We start from the raw sequence: 17,562 nt of genomic DNA, 5'->3' as shown, positions 1-17,562 counted from the left end.
GCGTCCAACCCGACGGCGACCTGGGCGAGGGTCTGCTCGGCCTCGGCGCGGGCGGTGGTGTCGACCCAGCCGGGCAGCGATTTGAGAAATCTCTGGATCACGGCCACGTGCGCAGCACCGATGTCTCCGTCGGCCAGCGCGGCGGCGGTGTGTTCGAGTTCCGGCGTCAACGGCTCGCCGGTCAGTGTCCGCCGCGGACCGAGTTGGGCGGCGTCGCGCAACCGATTCCCAGCATCCTTCTCGGTCAGATGTAACCGAGTCGCCACGACCTTGCGCAGGCTGCGTTCCCCGAACACCCGCGGGTCGGCGTCGTCGGCGAAGGCGGCGAGCACGGTGTGACTCAACGACAGGTCTTGGCGCTGTGACCGTTCCAGGCGTTCGACCACTGCGAGTCGTTCGGTGGTGGTCAGTGATTCGTAGGGGAAGGCGGCCAGCTCGGCTCGAGCGGCGTCCCACCGCTCGAGCGCCGACTGCAGGTCCCCCCTGTCCATACTCGAACACTAGTTCGAACCACCGACAAGTCAGATGGAACGTGGGCGAACACCGGCGAGCGTGCGCAAACTGCCCACTTTTGGCGGCGTGTCGCGTGCAAACACGCACGCTCGCGGAGTTCGGTGTTGGCTACGTTGTGGCGATGGGTGCAGAGGTCCCGCCGGACACCGAGAAGACGCGGACGGTGTGGTTTGCGCTGCTGTTGACCCTGACCAACGGATTCCTCGACGCGTACACGTACTTCACCCGTGGCGGGGTCTTCGCCAATGTGCAGACCGGCAACGTCATCTTCTTCGCCATCGACATCGCCGACCGGAAGCTGACCGCAGCCCTGAATCATGTGTGGCCCCTTCTGGCCTTTATCACCGGCGTCGCGCTGGCCGCCCACATCAAGTCCGGACGCGTCGAGCGCATCCTGCCCCGCTCACTGCGGTGGACGATCGCCACCCAGGTGGTGGCACTCGCCCTCATCGGCTTCGTACCCGCCACGGTCCCGCACAGCTACGTGACCGTGCCGATCTCGTTCCTGGCGGCCGTGCAGATCGGATTGTTCCGCAGCGTCGGCGATCTCAACTACATGCCGGTGGCCACGACCGGCAACATGATGCGCATGGTCGAGGCCGGCTACGACGGCCTGGTCGAGAAGCATGCCGCGGGGCGACGCGCGTTCCGCGTCTACGTGGCCCTGATCGCGTCGTTCGCCGCAGGGGCGGTGATCGGTGCGGTGGCCTCCCGCGCGTGGGATGTACGCGCGATCTGGTGTGCCGCAGCAGCTCTTGCCATCACCCTGGTGCTGTTCGCGATCGACGAGCGCGCACCGCGCTGACGGTCACGCCGAACGGAACCGGGCATCGAGTCCGGAGTCGCAGCGGTAGCCCCGCCCTCGTACCGTCGTCAGGATCCCCGCGTAGGGAACGAGTTTGGCGCGTAGCCGCCGCACGTGGGTGTCGACGGTGCGGTGCGATCCGTCGCGCTCCAGCCCCGGGACGCTGTCGCGCCACACCTCCCGCACGAGTTCCTCCCGTGACACCGCGCGCGGCGCCCGCTGCATGAGGAAGCGCAAGAGTTCGAACTCGCGATACGTCAGGTGCACGGCCCGTCCGTCGACGCGTACCTCGCGGACCGCGATGTCGATCGACAAGCCCCGCTCGGTATGCACCCCCACCGCGTCCGGTGCCGGCGCCGCTCCGATGACTGCGGGCCGCACCCGAACCCCGGGCAATGTATCGACGATCAACGCCCCGAAATCGTCCGCCAACTGTGCGGTGCGGTGCGGCAGGTCCACCGGATCTGCCGGCACGTCGAAGGTCAGCACCACCCGCACGGTCGCGGCCGGTTGTGGAACTGCCTGATACACAACGACACTGTGAGTGCCGGGCCCGTCCGATTGCGAGGGTTTGCCTCGTCGTGATCGGAAGCCGTCAGAACGCGGCCACCACCTGGCCGGCGTAGGTGGTCGCGATGAACTCTCGCGTGGCCTCAGCATTCAGCGCCTCGGCGAGTGCGGTCACGCCAGGGCTCTGGCAGGTATCGGGACGGGCCACGAGGTACTCCGCGTACCGCGGGTCGGCGCGGTCGCAGTGCAGGGCGCCGGCAGTGTCCACTCCCCACTCCATGGCCTGGTTCCCGAACAGAAACACGACGTCGACATCCCGACGCACGCCCGCCAACTGCCAGCTCGAGAACTCCTTGAACAGCATGTCGCGCGGATTGGCGCGGATGTCGGAAACAGTGGCCGGCCCACGGCGTCCCGTCGCCAGGCCGATCAGGCCCAGCCGGTCGAGCATCATCAGCGCGCGGTCGATGTTCACCGCGTCGGATGGCAGCCCAACCTCCGCGTAGTCGGGGATCGCCCCCACGTCCGGGATCCAGGTCGAGTACAGCCCGAAGGGTTCGATGTGTACGGGCGCCACGGGCACCAGCTCGGAACCGGTGCGCCGGTTGAACTCGTCGAGGAACGGCAGGTACTGGAAGAAGTTGGCGTGCAGTCGTCCGGCCACCAGCAGCTCGTTGAGCTCGTCGAAGCTGTCGAATATCTCGATCCGCAGGTCGAAACCCTGATAGCCCAACTCGGTTCGCACGGAATCGAGGATCTCCGCGTGCGGCACCGGTGTCGCACCGACCCGGAGCGGCTGCCTCCCCTTGGCTCTCATGGTGCGTACCGAGCTGTTCATGACCGCCGACCATACCCATCCGGGGTCGGGGCGGCGAATGTGTCCGATTGTGACGGCCTATCACTCATCATGACCCGGAATATGGTGGCGGCCAACCGCCTTCCCTAACGTCCGATCCGATCTGTCACGCGTCGACCACAGAGGGACGGTACCCATGTCCGAAACGATCTCGGCCGCAAAGCCGCTCGACGCCGGGGTGCCCGCTCGGCGGCTGAGCGGCTCTCTCGGCGTCGCCTCCATCGTGTTCATGGTGGTGGCCGCGGCCGCACCGTTGGGCGTGATCGGCGGTGTGGTGCCGCTCGGCATCGCCTCCGGTAACGGTACGGGCTTCCCGGCCACCTTCATCGTCTCCACGGTGGTGCTCCTGCTGTTCGCGATCGGTTTCACCGCGATGACGCCGTTCGTCGACGAAGCCGGCGCGTTCTTCTCGTATGTGCGTGCCGCGCTGGGCAATCCGGCCGGTATCGGTATCGCGTTCGTCGCCGTGGTCAGCTACGTGGCCCTCGAGGCGGGCGTCTACGGCCTGCTCGGACCCGCCGGGGCGGTCGCGGTCGAACTGTTCGGCGGTCCTGCTGTGCCGTGGTGGCTGATCGCTGCCATCGCCTTTGTGGTCACGACGTACCTGGGTTACCGCAACATCGAGCTGTCCAGCCGAGTGCTGGGTGTACTGCTGACCGCCGAGATCGCCATCGTGATCGTGCTCGACGTGGTGATCGTCGCCAGAGGCGGTGACGGCGGCCTGTCCAGCGGCATCGTCAACCCGGACGCCGTGCTGTCGGGTTCGGTGGGCATCGGATTGCTCTTCGCGATCATCAGCTACGTCGGCTTCGAGGCGACCGCGATCTTCCGAGACGAGGCCCGCGACCCGGAACGCACCATTCCGCGCGCCACCTACGCGGCGCTGATTCTCATCGGCGTCTTCTACACCGTCACCAGTTGGGCGCTGATCTCCGGCTGGGGGGACGACAGGGTAGTGCAACAGGCCACCGAGGCGGGGGGAACGTTCCTCGGCGACACCGCCTCTCGTTACCTTGGCGTCATCGGTGCGGACGTCATCACGGTGCTGTACTTCACCAGCCTCTTCGCCTGCATCCTGGCGTTCCACAACGTGGCCTCGCGCTACATCTTCGCGCTGGCGCAGCGCGATGTGCTGCCGCGGCGACTGAGCCGGCCGCACGATCGCCACGGTTCACCGCACGAAGCGTCGCTGTGGATCTCGGGTGTGGTCGCGGCAAGTGTGCTGGCCGCCGTGCTGTTCGGCCTGGACCCGGCCGCGCAGTTCTACACCTGGTTCGCCGGGGCCACCACGGTCGGAGTCGTCATCCTGATGATCGCCACGAGCATTGCCGTACTGACGTTCTTCGCCCGCGATCGGCGGGAGTATTCCGTCTGGCGGGTGTGGATCGCCCCGGGACTCGGATTGGCCGGGCTGCTGGGCTCTCTCACTCTGATCCTGGCCAACCTCTCCGATCTGGTCGGCGGATCGAGCGTGCTGGCCGGGGTGATCATCGGCCTGCTGGTGGCGGCGTTCGCCGCAGGCGCTGCGGTCGGTGCGCGGTTGTCCGAGCGGGCCGGGGCGGTGCAGCCATGACACAGATCCTCGCCCCGTCGGAGGATTCGGTCGCACCGGCGCGGGAGCAGCTGCTGCGCGGCCTGGCCGACGGCACGATCACCGAGGTGGAGGTGGCGTGGAGCGATCCCTTCGGCCACGCCCAAGGGAAGCGGATTCCCGCCGAGGTGTTCTCGGACCGTGCCCACGGTCGGGGTTTCGCGTTCTGCGAGGCGTCACTGGGCTGGAACGCCGACGGCACCGTGGTCGACGCGTTGCGATCCACCAATTGGAGCGGTGGATATCCCGACGTGTACGCGGTGCCCGACCTGTCGACCCATCAGCCGATCCCGTGGCGCAAGGGTGCCGGTCACGTCATCTCCGACATCCTCGGACACGACGGCACACCGTCGGCGCTCGATCCGCGTGCCGTGCTCAAGCGGGTCCTGGCCCGGCTGCAACGTCTGGGCTATACCGCCAGGGTCGGTGTGGAATTCGAGTTCTACCTGCTCGAACCCGACGGCTCCCCGTTCCAGCACGACATCCACGCCTATTCGCTGGAGAATGCCAACGCCCTCGATCCGCTACTGACCGACCTGCGCGAAACCCTCGGCACCTTCGTGCGTCTGGAGGGTGTGCAGACCGAATACGGTCCCGGACAGGTCGAGACGAATCTCGTGTACACCGAGGCGCTCGCTGCCGCTGACGACGCCGCCCGGCTCAAGTACGCGGCCAAGGAGGTGGCCCGCAGGCACGGCAAGATCGCATCGTTCATGCCCAAACCGTTCGCCGAGCACTCGGGCAGCTCCCAGCACCTGCACGTGTCACTGTGGCAGGACGATCGGCCCGCCTTCGCGGCCGTCGACGGCGCCGAGAACCCGATCGCGCTGCAGGCCATCGCGGGACTGCTCGATCACCTTCCTTCGATCACGGTCTTCGGTGCCCACTCGGTCAACGCCTACCGGCGCTTCGAACCCGACTCCTTCGCCCCCACCACCGTGACCTGGAGCCGCGACAACCGCAGTGCCGCCGTCCGTTCGCTGATCGACGACGATCCGTCCGCCACCCGCATCGAACTGCGCACCGGCGCCTCGGACGCCAACCCGTACTGGCTCATCGCCGCCACCCTGGCCGCGATCGTGGCCGGATTGGACGCCGGCCACCCGCCGCCGGTCCGCGGGCACGGCAACCTCTACTCCGACGGCGCACCGCTACCCGAAACCCTGAGTCTGGCAATCGATCTGGCCGCGCAGGACGACACCATCGCCGACATCCTCGGAGAGGCGTCGGTGTCGGACTTCCTCGCCATCGCACGCAGCGAGTGGCACGGGTACTCCCGGCATGTCAGTGACTGGGAACGCCGACGCTATCTGACGGCCTCGTGAGCACACCGCGATTCGGGGTGTGGGCACCCGTGTACGGCAACCACGGCGCCCGCAACCACCCGCACGATCCTCCCGACGCCGGTTATCTCCGCACCCGGGACCTGCTGCGCCGCGCAGAGCGCCTGGGCTATGACGCGACGCTGGTCGCCCAGCACGTCATCCATCCGAGCAACACCGCCGACGACGTGTTGGAGGCATGGTCCACCCTCGCCGCGCTCGCGGAGGCGACCGAGCGGATCGAGCTGATCGGGGCGATCAAACCGCTGCTGATGAATCCGCTGTTGTTCGCGAAGTTCAGCACCAACGTCGGCGCCATATCCGGCGGCAGGCTGGCGGTGAATGTCGTCAGCGGCTGGTTTCTGCCGGAACTGGAAGCGTTGGGAGTTGCGGTACCCGACCATGACGACCGCTACCGCTACACCGGGGACTGGCTCGAGGCGGTACTCGCTCTGTGGGACGGCCAGCGGGTCGACATCGCCGGTCGGGGCGGCCACCCCGCGCTGATCCACCCCACCCCGACACCGCGGCCGACGGTGTATTTCGGGGGAGAGTCCGAACCGGCCCGCGCCCTGGCCGCCCGGTCCGCCGATGTCTTCTTCGTCAACGGCAGGCCCCTGAACCAGACCGTGGAGTTGATCGGGGATCTGCGGTCCCGGCCCCGGCTGAAGAGTCCACTGCGGTTCGGGCTCTCCGCCTTCGTCATCACCCGCGACACCGAAGCGGAAGCGATCGCAGAACTCGACCATCTGCAGCAGCTGGTCGACGCCGAACAACGCCCGGAGATCGCCTCGGGCGCCGATCCCGCGACCCAGATGTACAAGGTGCTCTCCGGCGTCCGCAGGGTGGGGTCGAACGGCGGAACGCTCGCCGGACTCGTCGGTAGCCACGAACAGGTGATCGAGCGCATCGAGGCCTTCCACCGCGCCGGTGTCGATCTGTTCATGCTGCAGTTCCAACCGCTCGACGCGGAGTTGGAACGCTTCGCGCGCAACGTCATTCCGCACTTCACGACCAATCCGCACTCTTCCGGACAGGGGACGATCCCGCATGACAGCCCGTACGACACTGCACCTGACGGCGCCGCGGCCGCGTTACGTTGAACGCCCGCTGGGGGGTTCGGTGGCCGACCGACTCGCCCGGCTTCCGGAAATCGTCGCCGATCTGCGGCGCGAGGACCCAGAGGCCGAGCGGAACCGGGTGCTCCAGCACGACGCGGTGCGCCGGTTGCGCGCCGCCGGGCTGTTGAGCCTGCGGGTGCCGATCCGTTACGGCGGCCCGGGCGGCCGCGCCCGCGACGTCCTCGCCGTGGTGATCGCGATCGGCCAGGGGAGTTCGAACGTCGCTCAGGCGCTTCGGGCGCACTACGGTTACAGCGAACGGCTGCTGTCCAATCGCGCCGGCGAGCACGAACGGGTCCGCTGGTTCGCCGCCGTGAACGACGGTGTGGTGTTCGGTAACGCGGTGACCGACGCGGCCGGTGCGGCGCCCTCGGGCGCGGACACCACGGTCCTGGCCGATGAGCGTGGTGTGCTGCGGCTCAACGGCCACAAGTTCTACTCCACCGGAACGCTGTTCGCCGACGTCGTCGCGGTGTCGGCCGTCGACGTCGAGGGTAGGGACGTCCAGGTGGTGATCCCCACCGACCGGGCGGGCGTGGACCTCTACGACGACTGGGACGGATTCGGACAGCGCACGACCGCCAGCGGCGGTACACGGTTCAGCGGTGTGGAGGTGTTCCCCGAGGAGATCACCACGGCGTCCACCGGTCGATACCTGGGACATTCGACTGCTTTTCAGCAGCTCTACCTCGCGGCCGTGGCGGCGGGTATCGCCCACGCCGTAGCCGACGATGCCGTCGCCTACGTGCGGACCACAGCCCGCCCGGCCGCCCACTCGGTCACCGGCAGCGCCCGGACGGACCCCTTCGTCCTGCAGGCGGTGGGGGAGATCGCCGCCGACGCTGCGGCGGCAGAAGCCTTGGTGCTCAACGCCGCCGATGCGATCGACGCGCTCGTCGACACCGAACGCCAGCACGATCCCGTCGCCCTGGCCGACGTTGCCGTGACGGTCGCGAAGGCGCAGCTCGTCGCCGAACGGGTGACGTTGTCGGCGGCGGCGCGGCTGTTCGATACCGGGGGTGCATCGGCCACCGCCCGGAAACGGAACCTCGACCGGCACTGGCGCAATGCGCGCACCGTGGCCAGCCACAGTCCGCTGGCCTACAAGGCGCACGCCACGGGCGACTACCTCGTCAATGGTGCCGCGCCCCCGGCCAGCGGGTACTTCTGATCGTTTAGCCGCGACCGGCGACGGGCACCCGCTTCGGCAGCGGGAGCGTCAATTCCTGACCGTGCCCGATCGAACCGAAGGAGCCGTCGTGGCTACCAACACCGTCGTCTGGATCGTCGTCGCCGTCGTGGCGATCCTGCTGATCATCGCTGTGGTGATGCTGGCACTCAAACAGCGCAACCAGCGACGCCGGGTCGAGGCCGACCGCATCCGCGCCGAAGTCGATGAGCAACACCAGCGCGTCGAGAAACGGGCCGTGGTGGCGGATCAGGCCGACGCCAAGGCGCGTGCCGCCGCCGCGGAGGCCGAGGCCAAGGCCGCCGAGGCGGAGGCCAAGCAGGCCGAGGCCGCGCGGCTGCGCGATGTCGCCTCCGGCCACCGCGAGGCGGTCGACTCCACCCGCGAGGAACTCGACGCACGCCGCGCCCATGCCGACAAGCTGGACCCGCGTACCAAAACGGCAGGCGTCGATGAGGTGCCGCCCCAGGCCGACGGCGTCCACGGTGCCCCGGGCACTCCGGGGGCACACGGCCTGCCCGGTCAGCCCGGAGCGCCCGGTCAGCCCGGAGCGCCCGGTCAGCCCGGAGCGCCCGGTCAGCCCGGCGGCCAGGGATATCCGGGCCAACCCGGCCAGCAGGCACATCCCGGCCAGCCCAACTACGAGCAGCGCTAGCGGTGACGGGGGAGAACGCACCGGCCGTCCTCTTCGACATCGACGGCACGCTGGTCGACTCGAACTACCTCCACGTCCACGCCTGGCATCGGGCGTTCGCCGACGAGGGGCTGACCGTCGAATCCTGGCGCGTCCACCGCTGCATCGGGATGGACGGATCCGCGCTGCAGGACGCCCTGGTGCCCGACGCCGACGACGAAACCCGCAGCCGGCTCAGCGACGCGCACTCGCGCTACTACCTGGACAGCAAGGGGTTGCTGCGACTGCTGCCCGGTGCCAGGGCGCTACTCGAAACAGTCGAGCAACGCGGCCTGCAGGTGGTGCTCGCCACTTCCGCGCCCGAAGACGAACTCGAGGTCCTGCGCGAGGTGCTCGACAGTGAGGACGTCCTGTCCACGCTGACGTCCGGCGGCGATGTCGAGACCGCGAAACCCAAACCGGACATCGTCCAGATTGCGCTCGAGCGGGCCGGGGTGGACGCCGACCGCGCGGTGTTCGTCGGGGACGCGGTGTGGGACATCGAGGCGTGTCAGCGCGCCGGCGTCGTATCGATCGGGCTGCTCAGCGGCGGGAACTCCCGGGGCGAACTCACCGAGGCCGGTGCGGCGGAGGTCTACGAGAACGCCGAAGACCTCCGCACACACATCAACGACAGCGCGATCGCCAAGCTGACCTGACCTCGCTCACGGCAGCGGGTACCGCAGCACCGCCGCCACGCCGTCGTCGGGGCTGATCCGCTCGTCGGTGCGGATCAGCGCCGCGCCGGTCTGGATCGCGAACAACGGCAGCGCCTCGTCGGCCCGCAGGGTCTGCGTCGCCGCGGCCCCCTGTTCGGACAGCACGTTCTCGTTCGGCGCCACGGCACTGAGTCCGTCGTCGGCGACCACGGTCGCGTCGCCGATGTCGCCGATGATCAGCGTCTCCACCGCGCCCGCCCGCAGCGCCGCGCAGACACCGTGCAGACCTTCCGCGGCCAGCCCGGACCCCTGACCGATCGCCTGCGAGAACTGTTGGGCCGCATGGTCGATCGCCGCCAGCCGGTGGCGGAGGAACTCCTGGTCGACCTCGTGTCGGAGGTCCGCCTCGTCGATGCCGCTGTTGCGAGCCCCGAGGTCGAGTTCCACCACGCGTTCGGAGACTCGCTCGACGAGCGTCGGCATCAGGTCGGACCGGGACTGCACCTCGCCGACGACGAAGATGACCTCGGGAGACGCCTCGTCGACCAGCTTCGCGAGTTCGTCGGCGACTGCGCGCAGGTTCTTCCGTCCGGCCTCCATCGTGCGACGCTGCGGATCCCCGTATCCGGGCGTCTCGGCACTGCTGGCCTTATGGATCGGATACCCACCGGCGTCGACCGTGTCCGACACCACCGCGTCGTCGCGATGCAGTTCGATGTCGGCGCCGGCGTGGTCGACCGACACGATCACGTAGGTCGCGTGTTGCGCGCCGTGTTCGACCACCGGAACCAGGTAGGGCAGTGTGGACATCCGCACCACCGGCGTCTCGATGGGGCGGATCAGGTGTTCGTTGAGCAGGACGCCGTCCGGGCCGGCGACGATGCCGCGGCCGCTGCGTCCGACCGCGGGGACGGTGCGGGTGATGACGCGCTCCAGGGTCTCGATCACCTCGGTTGTCGCGCCCTGACCGTCGAGCTCGTCGCGGATGGCCCGCCACTTCAGGTCCCGCTGCGCCGCCGCGTCCTCGGTGTCGTGCGAATCGTCGAAGTAGACCGAGGCGAACGGCCCTTTCGACTCCGCGAGCGTACGGAAGCGTTCGGATTGCATGGAGTTTCCCGTCTTCGACTGTTGCGTGGACACCCCTTGGGGTGCCCGCACACCCGCCGGACAAACGCCGCGACGGGCTAGCGGGGTGCGGTCCAGGCCACTGGCAACCGCTTGATTCCGTGGATGAACGCCGACTGCAACCGGTCGGGTTCCTCGGTGACGACGAGGTCGGGGATCTTCCGGTGGATCTCCTCGAAGGCGACAGTGATCTCGCGTCGGGCCAGGTTGGCGCCCAGGCAGAAGTGGGCGCCGCCGCCGCCGAATCCGACATGCGGATTGGGGTGCCTACGCACGTCGAACATCCACGGCCGGTCGAACTTGGTCTCGTCCCGGTTGGCCGATCCGTACCACAGCGTGACCTTGTCGCCCTCACGCAGCTGCACACCGGACAACTCCGCGTCGCGGGTCAGCGTGCGGCGCATGTACGCCACCGGCGAGGCCCAGCGCACGATCTCCTCCACCGCCGTCGGGGCCACCTCCTGGTAGGCGGAGAACCAGTCGTCGCGCTGCTCGGGGTAACGACTCAGCGCGAGCACTCCGTGGCTGATCGCGTTGCGCGTCGTCTCGTTGCCGGCGACCACCAGCAGGATGAAGAACGACGCCACCTCGCTGGACGTCAGGCGCTCGCCGTCCAGTTCGGCCTGCACCAGGCTGGTCGTCAGATCGTCGCCGGGGCGGGCCCGCCGGTCCTCCGCCATCGCGGAGGCGTACGCGCCGATATCCATTGCAACAGTGAGAAATTCGTCGAAGTCGGTGGCAATGTCCGGATCGCCGAAGCCGAGGATGACGTTGGTCCAGTGGAAGATCCGCTGATGGTCGTCTTCCGGGATGCCCATCATGTCGCAGATGATCTGCAGCGGCAGCGGGCCCGCGAACTCGGATACCAGATCGGCGGAGCCGTCGGGATGGTTGGCGATCATGTCGCCGATCAGCCGACCCGCCCGCTCGCGTACCGAATCCTCGATCAGCGTCAGTACCCGCGGCGTGAAGGCGCTGCGCACGATGTTGCGCAGCCGGCTGTGGCGGGGGTCGTCCATCGCGATCATCGAGCCGAAGTACTCGTTGAGTTCCGGTGTCTGGTCGCCGATGGTGATACCGCTCGCCGAGCTGAAGATCTCCGGGTGCCTGCTGGCGTAGAAGACGTCGTCGTAGCGGGTCAGCGCCCAGTGACCGCGGCCGGCGGCGAACCCGTTCTGAAGGAACTCCGGATAGTGCGACACCGGCGCCTCCCGCCGTAGCGTGGCGAACGCGCCGTCGCGGATGTCGTCGTCCAGCGCCCAGAAGTCCCACGACGCCAGATTGATGTCGGCGAGCGGAACGTGCGAGGGAGCAACACCGTTCACCCGAGCTTCGATGCCCACGGTGCCGAGCCTAGCCTTCGGGCCTGCCTTCGTGGCCGGGGCGGCCGTGCGTGCGGCGATCCTCTTTCATCCGCGCCTCGAAGACGTGCCGGTGGCCTTCGGTGAGTTCGTCGCGCAGTTGCCGTTCGTGGTCGCGCAGCACCGACCAGTAATTGTCGTCGAAATCCTCGACGATCTGAAAAGTCCAGCGGCCGTAGAGCACATTGCGGCCGACCATCTCGGTGGCCAACCGGTCGGCGGCCTCGCCGTGACCGGCTTCGCGCAGTTTGTCGCAGGCCTCGCCGAGCAGCAGGTCGGCGCGGCCCATCAACTGATGGAAGCTGTACAGATGCCCGCGGGCGCGCTCCACCCACTCGAGCGCCTCCGACACCTTGCCCGCGGCTTCGACGGTGTCGTCGGAGATGTCGTCGGAGATCTTCCGGTCGTAGTCAGCGGGCCGGTCGTCGTTGGCGGTCACACCGAACAACTACCCCTCGGCACAGGCGAGAAACACCGCCGCAATGACACGACGGTGACGTCAGCCGCGCGCCGCCTCGCCGCTCTCCACGACCGCCTTGATCCGCTCCAGGGTCTTGCGCATATCGCGTTTGTTGCGTCGGGTGCGCAACTGCCCGCCGAAAATACCGAACACGGTCGACAGCAGGCCCTCGGTCAGATGGAACGATTCGGTGACCGCGGTGCCGCTGCCGGTCGGGTCGAGCCGGTAGTGCCAGTTGTTGACCGCACGGTCGCCGATGAGCACGGCGAACCCGAACTCACGGCCGGGTTCACAGGCGGTGACGCGGCACGTCGTCCAGTACACGGGGCCGATCTCGTTGCGTTTCACGTGACCGCGGAACCGCGCGCCGAGCGAGGGGCCGGTCGCGCCGTCGAGCCATTCGGCCTCCATCACCTCCGGGGAGAACTTCCCGGTGTTGCGCACGTCGGCGATCAGATCCCAGATCCGCTCGGCGGGCGCGTTCATGGTCACGGTGACCTCGGCGTGCATGGTGGTCCTTTCTTCGGTGGGGGTCAGCCCAGCCGGTAGACGGCGTCGGGGGTCAAGATCTGCGTGACGGCGACAGCCATGGCGGTGCCGGGGTCGGTGCCGTCGACGCTCTCATCGGTGTTGACGGCGACGATGAGGGTGAGGTCGCGTCCGGGCAGGTACACCGCGACGGTCTGGTAGCCGGGCAGGCTGCCGTTGTGTCCGATCCAGCCACCGGCGTTGAACAGCCCGAGTCCGTAACCGTGTTCGGTGGGCCGACCGGACGTGTCGACGCCCTGCAGTCGTTCCTGCTGCAGGTGCGGTTCCACAAGAGTTCCGTTGGCCAGTGCGGGCGCCCAGATCCGTAGGTCGGCCAGCGTCGAGGTCATCGCGCCGGCTGCCCAGCCCCAGGATGGATTCCACTCGGTGGCAACGGCTTCGCGTCCGTCGGCGGTCTGGACGGTGTATCCCTGGGCGTGCGGCTGCGGGAACTCGTTGCCGGTCGGGAAGGCGGTGTCGGTCATCTGCAGCGGTGCGGTGATGCGGTCCCGGATGACGTCGTGCAGGGGCCGACCGCTGATCTTCTCGACGACCAGGCCGAGCAGCACGGTGTTGGTGTTGCTGTATTCGAAGCCCTCGCCGGGCGGGAACGTCGGCGGTTGCGCGAAGGCGTAGGCCAGGAGTTCCGGCGGAGACCAGGGGCGGAGCGGGTCGGCCATCAGCGCCTGCACGAACTCTTCGTTCGCCGTGTAGTTGGGCAGGCCGCTCTGCATGCGGGCCAGCTGCCGGAGAGTGATGTCCGCGCCTGACGGGACGCCCGGGACGTACCGGTCGATCGGATCGTCCAGCGACAGCCTGCCGTCACCGGCGAGCTGCAGGACCGCGGTCACGGTGAACGTCTTGGTCAGGCTGCCGATTCGATGGAAGAACGCGGGCTCCATCGGGGCGCCGGTGGTTTTGTCGGCGACGCCGACCGCGCGCACATAATCGCCGTCGGGACCGAACACCCCCACGATGGCGCCCGGTATTGCGGCATCCTCGAGCGTCCGATCGATCGCTGCGTCGAGGCGGCGGGCCAGCTCATCGTCCAGCCCGGGGGCGGCGCTCGCGGTTGCTGTCGGCCCCGCGACAGCGAGCACAGTGGCGATCAGGCAGATCAGTCGAAGTAGAGGCACGCCGATGATCCTCGCCTGCGCCGGTGCGAAGCACACCCGAATCGCGTTGACTGGCCCTGTGAGTGACAACACTGACGTGAAGATCCGCTTCGGCGTGGGAATCGGCGCCGATACCGCGCCCGATCGGCTGGCCGGGCTGGTCGACACGCTGGAGTCCGTCGGGATCGACTCGCTGTGGTTCTCCGAACTCGTCTACACCCCGGCGGTCGACCCCTTCGTCGGGATGGCCTTCGCGCTGGGCCGCACCCGCCGGCTCAAGGTCGGGACATCGGTGGCGATCCTGCCCGGGCGCCATCCGGTGTTGGTGGCCAAACAGCTGGCGTCGTTGGCGGCCGTGGCACCGAAGCGGGTGCTGCCCGTCTTCGGCCTCACTTCCGCGATCCCCGCCGAGCGGGAGCTGTTCACCGTGCCGGACGGAAAACGGGCCGAGGTGTTCGACGAGGCACTCGCGCTGCTGCGCGCCGCGCTGGAGCAGGAGGACGCGGATTTCGCCGGTGAGCACTACTCGCTGCGCGGCATCGCGGTGGCGCCGCGCCCCTCACCGCCGCTGGACATCTGGGTGGGTGGGTCGGCGCCTGCCGCGTTCCGGCGGATCGGCCGGCTGGCCGACGGCTGGCTGGGCAGTTTCATCACCGCCGACGAGGCGCGCGGTGCGACCCAACAGATCCGGGCGGCCGCCGACGCGGCGCGCCGGGAGATCGAAGCCGACCACTTCGGGATCAGCGTCGCGGTGTGCGACGGCGAGATCCCCGACGACGCCGCCGCGGTAGTGCGCCGGCGTCGGCCCGACGTCGACCCCGCGGAGTTGATCGCCGCGGACTGGCCTGCGCTGCACCGCCTGCTCGACGGCTACATCGCCGCCGGGCTCAGCAAATTCGTCATCCGGCCGGCCGGGGGAGCCGACCTGGACGCGTTCGTCGACCGGTTCGCCGAGGAACTGCTCCCGCGGCAGAACTGAGCGCTATCCCGCGGCCCGGGCGCCGAACGGACTCAGCGGTCGCTGAGCCGGGGCAGCGCCCGCCGGATCTGCGCGCGGAAGAACTCGGGGCACAGGCCCTGAAGCCGGTCCAGCCACGCGATGCTGTCCGGTACGTACCAGTGCAGGCGGCGTGGATGACGGTAGGCGGCCCAGGCCGTCTCGGCGACACTCGAGGCGGGCATGAGGCGCAGCGGGCCACGTTTCGGCGCCGAGGCCGTGACGTCCGTGGCCGGGCCGGTGGCGACCCGGGAGTGGTTGGGGGTGTCGGTCAGGATCGCCGTGTCGATCAGCCCGGGCAGCACGTCGGCGACCCGGACGCCGTGACGGTGCCATTCCACGCTCAGCGCTTCGGTCAGGCCTTTGACCGCGTGTTTGGTCGCCGAGTAGACCGCGATCTGCGGCATGCCGTACGTGGCTGACGACGAGGACGTGGAGAACATCAGGCTGCCCGGACGCTTCTTCAGGTAGGGCAGCGCGCCATAGGCGCCGGTCAGCACCGCCTTGAGGTTGACGTCGACCACGCGCATCGCCGCCTCGTAGGGGATGTCCTCGAACCAGCCGGACTCACCGATGCCGGCGTTGTTCCACATCATGTCCAACCCGCCGCCGGGATTGTCGGCGCAGAAATCGGCCAGCGCGGCGTCGAGCGCCGCCTTGTCGGTGACGTCGACCTGCCGGGTCCACAACCGCCGCGGCCCCAACTCGTCGGACAGTGCGGTCAGCCCCGGTGCGTTGCGGTCGACGGCGGCCACTCGCCACCCCCGGTCGTGGAACAGCTGTGCGCCCGCACGCCCCATCCCGCTGCCGGCGCCGGTGATGAAGATCGACTTCGTCGTCATCGGGTCAGGGCGCGCAGTAGTTGCGGGTGACGAACGTCAGCGCCTGCCGGTACAGCGGGTCCAGCGCCCGCGCGGTGGACACCGCACCCACCGCGTCGGCCACCCTGGCCGTGCAGTCCGGTGCGTGCAGCACCGGCCAGTGCTGCGCCATCTGCTCCACCATCGTCGCGTTCAACCCGTCGATCACCCCGCGGGAGGCCGCCAGATCGGGCGCCGAGGTGGGCACCGCGGCGGGGTCGAGCTTCCACTGGCCGAACCGCACGTACTCGATCCCCTCGGTGGCGGCGATCTGGTCGGCGAACACCCGGCGCACGTGTGAACCGTCGATCCCGCGCGCCGCCGCGTCGGCCTCGACGGCGGCCAGGACCTGGTCGACGCGGGCCGGGTCCTCGATCGAACCCCTGGTCACCCACTTGTTCGCAGCGACAGGCTCTGCCACCTCGAGGCGTTCTGCGGCCGCGTCGACCAGCGGCTCCAGCGGACTCGGCTGGGCGGCGGCCGGTGCCGCGCCGGCGAGGACGGCACCACCCGCGGCGATTCCGGTGGCCAGCGCCGCCAGCGCATGACGCCACCGTGGCAGCCGGATCAACGGTCGAGATCCGGTTCGTCGTCGGTGAGCGGTACGGCGATGGACTGTTCGATCAGGTCGGCCTCGTCGGCGTCGTAGGTGCGGGACAGGGCGACGCGGTCGGGATCGAGACCGCCCTCCTCGTCGTCGACGTCGACGGGAATCAGCTGTTCGGCAATGTCGGCTTCGGTTGCTTCGTAGCCGAACGCGGGGTCATGCGGGGTGGTCATCTCCGGTCTTCCTCCTGGCTTGCACTGCCGGTCTGGACAGGTCTCTCCACGATATCGACGCGGGGACCGCGCGGCTGAGGACGGCTGTCCACGCAGCGTTTTGTCTGGCAGACAGCCCGGTCGGGTACTGTGCAGCCCAGTGACCGGGGGCGGTTCTCGAGACGCGGGGCGCCGGGCAGAAATCAAGAACAACACGTCAGAAGGCTTAGCTGTGTCCAATACCACGAGCGACCAGAAGGACATGACTCCTCACTTCGAGGACGTCCAGTCGCACTACGACCTGTCGGACGACTTCTTCCGGCTGTTCCTCGACCCGACGCAGACGTACAGCTGTGCGTACTTCGAGCGCGAGGACATGACGCTGGAAGAGGCGCAGCTCGCCAAGATCGACCTGTCGCTGGGCAAGCTCGGGCTGCAGCCCGGGATGACGCTGCTCGACGTCGGTTGCGGCTGGGGCGCCACCCTGCGCCGGGCGATCGACCGCTACGACGTCAACGCCATCGGGCTGACCCTGAGCAAGAACCAGCAGGCCCACGTGCAGAAGTCGTTCGACGCGCTGGAGACCGAGCGGTCACGCGAGGCGCGACTGCAGGGCTGGGAGCAGTTCGACCAGAAGGTCGACCGCATCGTCTCGATCGGCGCGTTCGAGCACTTCGGATTCGACCGCTACGACGACTTCTTCGCGATGGCCTACAACGCGCTGCCCGCCGACGGCGTGATGATGCTGCACACGATCGTGCAGGCCAGCAAGGAAGAGGTCGACGAGCGCGGCCTCCCGATCACCATGAAGCACCTCAAGTTCTTCAAATTCATCATGGACGAGATCTTCCCGGGCGGTCGGCTGCCCTCGGTGGATCTGGTCAAGGAGCACGCCACCAAGGCGGGCTTCGAGGTCACGCTCGTCCAGCCGCTGCGCCTGCACTACGCGCGCACCCTCGACCACTGGTCGACGGCCCTGGAATCGCGCAAGGACGAGGCCATCGCCATCCAGTCCGAAGAGGTCTACGAGCGGTACATGAAGTACCTGACCGGCTGCGCGGACCTGTTCCGCGACGGCTACATCGACGTCTGCCAGTTCACCTGCGTCAAGGGCTGAT

The 17,562-nt window shown here is 68.5% G+C and carries 20 protein-coding genes; 9 read left to right on the top strand and 11 right to left on the bottom strand.

Annotation, left to right across the window (positions count from 1 at the left end):
* Positions 1–491, bottom strand: a 491-nt coding sequence (locus A5757_RS01115) for a DUF222 domain-containing protein (protein WP_156618088.1), incomplete at its 3' end; no start/stop codon positions are given.
* Between the two features lie 143 nt (positions 492–634).
* Between A5757_RS01115 and A5757_RS01110 the strand changes: the two genes are divergently transcribed.
* Entirely contained in the window at positions 635–1,318 is a 684-nt protein-coding gene (locus A5757_RS01110; RefSeq protein WP_066828118.1) for a YoaK family protein, read from the top strand.
* A gap of 3 nt (positions 1,319–1,321) precedes the next feature.
* Here A5757_RS01110 and A5757_RS01105 read toward each other — a convergent pair whose 3' ends face one another.
* Together A5757_RS01105 and A5757_RS01100 are read right to left on the bottom strand one after the other, a co-directional pair.
* Positions 1,322–1,849 (bottom strand): winged helix-turn-helix domain-containing protein, encoded by a 528-nt coding sequence (locus tag A5757_RS01105; RefSeq protein ID WP_066828117.1) that lies wholly within the window; start codon positions 1,847–1,849, stop codon positions 1,322–1,324.
* Between the two features lie 64 nt (positions 1,850–1,913).
* On the bottom strand, positions 1,914–2,666 hold the full coding sequence (locus A5757_RS01100; protein ID WP_066828116.1) for a MetQ/NlpA family ABC transporter substrate-binding protein: 753 nt from the start codon (positions 2,664–2,666) through the stop codon (positions 1,914–1,916).
* A gap of 154 nt (positions 2,667–2,820) precedes the next feature.
* Between A5757_RS01100 and A5757_RS01095 the strand changes: the two genes are divergently transcribed.
* The 6 genes from A5757_RS01095 to A5757_RS01070 all read left to right on the top strand — a co-directional run bounded on the left by A5757_RS01095 (position 2,821) and on the right by A5757_RS01070 (position 9,239).
* Positions 2,821–4,257, top strand: coding sequence for an APC family permease (locus A5757_RS01095; protein ID WP_066828115.1), 1,437 nt, complete (start codon positions 2,821–2,823; stop codon positions 4,255–4,257).
* Complete coding sequence (locus tag A5757_RS01090; protein ID WP_066828114.1) at positions 4,254–5,600, top strand: glutamine synthetase family protein; 1,347 nt, start codon at positions 4,254–4,256, stop codon at positions 5,598–5,600. Before A5757_RS01095 ends, A5757_RS01090 begins: the two co-directional genes overlap by 4 nt.
* A complete protein-coding gene (locus A5757_RS01085; RefSeq protein WP_082929248.1) occupies positions 5,597–6,700 on the top strand; it encodes an LLM class flavin-dependent oxidoreductase in 1,104 nt (367 codons plus the stop codon). Before A5757_RS01090 ends, A5757_RS01085 begins: the two co-directional genes overlap by 4 nt.
* Complete coding sequence (locus A5757_RS01080) at positions 6,648–7,889, top strand: acyl-CoA dehydrogenase family protein (protein ID WP_066828113.1); 1,242 nt, start codon at positions 6,648–6,650, stop codon at positions 7,887–7,889. Before A5757_RS01085 ends, A5757_RS01080 begins: the two co-directional genes overlap by 53 nt.
* Before the next feature lie 88 nt (positions 7,890–7,977).
* On the top strand, positions 7,978–8,562 hold the full coding sequence (locus tag A5757_RS01075) for a hypothetical protein (RefSeq protein ID WP_066828112.1): 585 nt from the start codon (positions 7,978–7,980) through the stop codon (positions 8,560–8,562).
* A gap of 2 nt (positions 8,563–8,564) precedes the next feature.
* The gene (locus tag A5757_RS01070; RefSeq protein WP_066828111.1) at positions 8,565–9,239 is read left to right on the top strand and encodes an HAD family hydrolase; all 675 of its coding nucleotides are present in this window, start codon (positions 8,565–8,567) and stop codon (positions 9,237–9,239) included.
* A 6-nt stretch (positions 9,240–9,245) separates the two neighbouring features.
* Here the strand turns inward: A5757_RS01070 and A5757_RS01065 are convergent, their stop codons facing one another.
* The 5 genes from A5757_RS01065 to A5757_RS01045 all read right to left on the bottom strand — a co-directional run bounded on the left by A5757_RS01065 (position 9,246) and on the right by A5757_RS01045 (position 13,849).
* On the bottom strand, positions 9,246–10,346 hold the full coding sequence (locus A5757_RS01065) for a hypothetical protein (protein WP_066828110.1): 1,101 nt from the start codon (positions 10,344–10,346) through the stop codon (positions 9,246–9,248).
* Positions 10,347–10,423: 77 nt separating this feature from the next.
* A complete protein-coding gene (locus A5757_RS01060) occupies positions 10,424–11,707 on the bottom strand; it encodes a cytochrome P450 (RefSeq protein ID WP_066828109.1) in 1,284 nt (427 codons plus the stop codon).
* A gap of 10 nt (positions 11,708–11,717) precedes the next feature.
* Complete coding sequence (locus A5757_RS01055; RefSeq protein WP_066828108.1) at positions 11,718–12,164, bottom strand: hypothetical protein; 447 nt, start codon at positions 12,162–12,164, stop codon at positions 11,718–11,720.
* Between the two features lie 60 nt (positions 12,165–12,224).
* Positions 12,225–12,695 (bottom strand): SRPBCC family protein, encoded by a 471-nt coding sequence (locus tag A5757_RS01050; RefSeq protein ID WP_066828107.1) that lies wholly within the window; start codon positions 12,693–12,695, stop codon positions 12,225–12,227.
* Between the two features lie 23 nt (positions 12,696–12,718).
* Positions 12,719–13,849 carry a serine hydrolase domain-containing protein gene (locus A5757_RS01045; protein ID WP_369815899.1) on the bottom strand — a complete coding sequence of 377 codons (1,131 nt, stop codon included), beginning with the start codon at positions 13,847–13,849 and terminating at the stop codon, positions 12,719–12,721.
* 76 nt (positions 13,850–13,925) lie between these two features.
* On the opposite strand from A5757_RS01045, the gene A5757_RS01040 reads away from it, so the two are divergent.
* On the top strand, positions 13,926–14,807 hold the full coding sequence (locus tag A5757_RS01040; protein ID WP_066828130.1) for a TIGR03854 family LLM class F420-dependent oxidoreductase: 882 nt from the start codon (positions 13,926–13,928) through the stop codon (positions 14,805–14,807).
* Positions 14,808–14,839: 32 nt separating this feature from the next.
* Here A5757_RS01040 and A5757_RS01035 read toward each other — a convergent pair whose 3' ends face one another.
* Genes A5757_RS01035 through A5757_RS01025 form a run of 3 tightly spaced genes read right to left on the bottom strand, consistent with a single transcriptional unit; the run spans position 14,840 to position 16,465 of the window.
* Positions 14,840–15,667 carry an SDR family oxidoreductase gene (locus A5757_RS01035; RefSeq protein WP_066828105.1) on the bottom strand — a complete coding sequence of 276 codons (828 nt, stop codon included), beginning with the start codon at positions 15,665–15,667 and terminating at the stop codon, positions 14,840–14,842.
* Between the two features lie 4 nt (positions 15,668–15,671).
* A complete protein-coding gene (locus A5757_RS01030) occupies positions 15,672–16,253 on the bottom strand; it encodes a chorismate mutase (protein WP_082929250.1) in 582 nt (193 codons plus the stop codon).
* Positions 16,253–16,465 (bottom strand): hypothetical protein, encoded by a 213-nt coding sequence (locus A5757_RS01025; protein WP_066828104.1) that lies wholly within the window; start codon positions 16,463–16,465, stop codon positions 16,253–16,255. Before A5757_RS01025 ends, A5757_RS01030 begins: the two co-directional genes overlap by 1 nt.
* 241 nt (positions 16,466–16,706) lie before the next feature.
* Between A5757_RS01025 and A5757_RS01020 the strand changes: the two genes are divergently transcribed.
* Positions 16,707–17,561 carry a cyclopropane mycolic acid synthase family methyltransferase gene (locus A5757_RS01020; RefSeq protein WP_066828103.1) on the top strand — a complete coding sequence of 285 codons (855 nt, stop codon included), beginning with the start codon at positions 16,707–16,709 and terminating at the stop codon, positions 17,559–17,561.
* The last annotated feature ends 1 nt before the right edge of the window (position 17,562 follow it).

The organism is Mycobacterium sp. 852013-51886_SCH5428379 (genome assembly GCF_001665575.1).
Taxonomy (GTDB): domain Bacteria; phylum Actinomycetota; class Actinomycetes; order Mycobacteriales; family Mycobacteriaceae; genus Mycobacterium.
This window is presented reverse-complemented; position numbering and strand designations above follow the sequence as displayed.